Consider the following 3,598-nt stretch of genomic DNA (forward strand, 5'->3'; position numbering starts at 1 on the left):
CCTACCGACCAGTCAAGCTCCATCAGCACATCTCCGAAAATACCCCTTTCACTTTTCCCTTTGAATCTGGAAGAAGCAGCCAGCGGCACGTGCGGCAGCGGGTGCGGCACGTACAGGAAAAACGGTTTGTTTTTGTTCTTTTTGATAAATGAAACTGCATGCTCGGTGATCGCCGGCGTCAGCTCGCTTGCATCTTCCAGGTTTTTGATCTCCTTACCTTGCTTATTTCCATCAATCCAATGCAGCGGCGGGTACTTGGCTTTTTCCTGCCACGGATGCAGCGGCCACATATCGTGCGAGTAAGGCACGCCGTAATATTCATCAAAACCCTGCTGCAAAGGCAAAAACTCCTGCTCGCTGCCCAAATGCCACTTTCCGAAGATCCCGGTGGCATAACCCTGCGCTTTCAGGATTTCGGCAATGGTTTCTTCTTTCGGGTTCAAACCGATCGGCTGGGCTGGTCCGAGCGCGCCGTAAATTCCTACGCGATTCGGGTAACAGCCGGTCAGTAATGCAGCACGCGAGGCGCTGCAAACCGCCTGGGCCGCCATGAAATTGGTAAAGCGAGTGCCTTCGGCCGCCATTTTATCCAGGTTGGGCGTTTTGTAGCCGAGCGCACCGTTGACAGACAGATCCCCATATCCGAGGTCGTCAATAAAAAACAGAACAATGTTAGGTGTCTTTGCAGCCGGTTTTTTGGATTGAAAACCCAGCAGAAGAATGGCGGTCAGGGCTACAAACGACACGGAAAGTAATTTTGACATAAGAAAAATAAGTTAATGCAATGCAGCTTACCAGTTGGGGTTTTGGGTCAGGTTTGGGTTCAAATCCCTTTCTTTTTGCGGGATCGGCCAAAGATAATGACGGCTCGCATCAAAAACACGGTTTGAAGAAGCAGCTTGTACTGTGACCAGTTTGCCGGTGTTATCCGGGTAAGTAATTCCGTAAACCGGCCCGGACAATACCTGCTCGGCCGTTTTCCAGCGGCGGATATCAAATAAATGCTGACCTTCAAATGCAAGTTCCACAGTACGCTCGCGCCGCACAATCTCGCGCAATGCAGCCTGGCTAGTGGCAGTTACCGAGGGTTGTTTTACATCGCTGCGTCCGTTTCGTACCTGGTTGATAGCCGCGAGTACACTGGCATCTGTCTGCCCCAGCTCGATTTTCGCTTCTGCATAAGTGAGCAATATCTCGGCATAGCGGAGCAGGATAATGTTGATCCCGCCGTTTGCAGGATTGGCAAAATCTTCTGCATTAAAATACTTTTTGATATTAAAACCTGTCGTCGAAGCAATGTAAGTACTTCCGATCGCGTCGGCTGTGCCGCTTGTCGGGCGTGGCTGGAATGTAATCCCGCTGGGCAGCGCGTCGCCTTCCAGGAACACGGAGAATTTCAGCCGGGGATCACGGTTAACATAAGGCTTGGCCGGATCGTAGCCGCTGGCTACATCCGTGATTTTTTTACCCGCAATTGTCTCGTAAGTATCTACCAGTGCCTTGGTAGGTACCACGGTACTGCCGCCGTTTTTCTGACTGTAAGGAGCCAGGTAGGCAAACACATTGATCGGGTACACATCTTTCAACTGCTGCTTATCAAAAATCACCTCGCTGTTGTTCTCAGCCGTGTAGCTGAACAGCTTTTCGTATGAATCGTACAAACTATAAACCCCGGATTTGATCACCTGATCCGCCGCCGCCGCAGCTTTCTGGTAGTGCCCCGCGTACAAATGTGCGCGGGCGAGCAAGCCCAGCGCGGCGCCTTTGGTAGCTCTTCCTTTATCGGCCGGTCCGTAAGTAGTGGGCAGTAATGCAGCTGCTTCTGTCAGTTCCTTTTCTACAAAACCCCAAATCTCTTCCACAGGCGCATTCTTCAAAGTGCGGCCTTCGTCAATCGTGAGCGAGGTGGTGATCAGGGGAACCGAGCCGTATAACCCGGCCAGCTTGATATATTGATAAGCGCGTAAAACTTTGGCTTCACCCTTAAACTGGTTGATCAGCGCCGTGTTCCCGGTCGGTATCTTGTCTACATTTTCTAGAAAATAGTTGACCGCGCGGATTCCCCGGTATGCGTTCCGCCATTCTCCGTAAATTTTGGAACTGGTCGCATCGTAGCTGCCCTGTTCAATGTAAGCGTCGATGTTGAAGCTCTGGTTAATGTGCGCAATATCGGTTACGCCGTCCCATGAAATGACATTGATGCTGTCCAGGTCGGTATAAAGCGAGTTAACCGCCAGGCGCGCGTCGCCTTCTGTTTTCCAGAAAAGGTCTTCGGATAACCGGTCGTTGGGAACAGTTTCCAGCAAATTAGAATCGCAGGAAGCCAGCCCCAAAGTCAGAGCTGCCACTCCTGAATAGATGATATGTCTGATTGTATTTGTTTTCATTTTCAATGCTTTTGAATGCGGGTCAGAATTGCAGGTTTAAGCCAAAAGTGTACAATGCAGTCTGCGGGAAATACACCGCGCGGCCGGAAGGGACCTCGGGATCCAGGTTCCATTCATTCAGTTTGGAGAATGTCAGCAGGTTGGTTGCGGAAGTATACACGCGGATTTTACTTACACGCAGCTTGCTCACCACGTCGGCAGGAATGGTATAGGCCAGCTGTACGTTTTTCAGGCGCAGGTAAGATCCGTCAATCACCAGCCTGTCGGAAGTAGCCACATTGCGCAGGTCAAATTTCACCGGCCGCGGGAAACGTGCGCCTGTATTTTCGGGAGTCCAGTAATTGTTGGTGTAAATTTCATGCGTAAATCCTTCCTGGTTGCCCATTTCGGCCAGCGCACCCGCCAGCCGCGCATCTACCTTCGCCGCTCCCTGGAAGAGGATATTCAGGTCAAAACCTTTGTAAGAAAAATCCGTGTTAACGCCGAATGTATACTTCGGAAACGAATTCCCGATTACCGTCATATCGTCTGCATTGATCTTCCCGTCTTTGTTCCGGTCTACATACTTCACGTCACCCGGCTTGGTATTCGCCGCATAAGTAGCCTTGTACTCGGCAATTTCCTGTGCGCTCTGGAACAAACCGTCTGTTTCGTAACCCCACAATGTATTGATCGGTAACCCTTTTGCAATAATGTAGCGGGGATCAATATCCGAACCGGTAATGTAAGGTCCGGTACCTTTCAGGTCGGTTACCTTGTTTTCATTGATGCTCAGATTGGCGCCCAGATTATAGCGGAAGCCGGAAGTACTTTGTCCGCCGCGGTAATTGGCACTGAATTCCCAGCCTTTGTTTTCTACCGATCCTGCGTTCTGTGGCGGCGCTTTTAAGCCGATCGTTGCCGGAATGTCCAGGTTCAGCAGGATATCGTCTGTAAGCTTGCGGTAGTAATCCACTGTCAATGTAAGTCTCCTGTTCAGGAATGCTGCATCAAGTCCAAGGTCAAGCTGCGTGGTCGATTCCCAGCCCAGGTTTGTGTTGGCCAGGGTAGTAGGCCGGTATCCCTGCGCCGGAGCGCCGCCAAATGTGTAACCGTAAGCTGTCAATGCGGAATAGTAGCTGTAAAGGTCCACAGACTGGTTTCCGGTAATCCCCCACGAGCCGCGCAGTTTCAAATCGTTAACTGCTTTTTCAAGACCATTCCAGAATCTT

The 3,598-nt window shown here is 50.9% G+C and carries 3 protein-coding genes; all 3 read right to left on the reverse strand.

Annotation, left to right across the window (positions count from 1 at the left end):
• The coding region (locus tag ACTIE6_RS08590) for a sulfatase-like hydrolase/transferase (protein WP_439556246.1) at positions 1-764 on the reverse strand (764 nt) is incomplete at its 3' end.
• Positions 765-791: 27 nt separating this feature from the next.
• Entirely contained in the window at positions 792-2,387 is a 1,596-nt protein-coding gene (locus ACTIE6_RS08595) for a RagB/SusD family nutrient uptake outer membrane protein (protein ID WP_439556247.1), read from the reverse strand.
• Positions 2,388-2,409: 22 nt separating this feature from the next.
• The coding region (locus ACTIE6_RS08600) for a TonB-dependent receptor domain-containing protein (RefSeq protein ID WP_439556248.1) at positions 2,410-3,598 on the reverse strand (1,189 nt) is incomplete at its 5' end.

The sequence above is a fragment of the Dyadobacter sp. genome (assembly GCF_051859145.1).
Taxonomy (GTDB): Bacteria; Bacteroidota; Bacteroidia; order Cytophagales; family Spirosomataceae; genus Dyadobacter.

Excerpts from the sequence above, each read along its gene's own strand:
- ACTIE6_RS08595 (WP_439556247.1), bottom strand. The coding sequence starts at position 2,387 with ATGAAAACAAATACAATCAGACATATCATCTATTCAGGAGTGGCAGCT.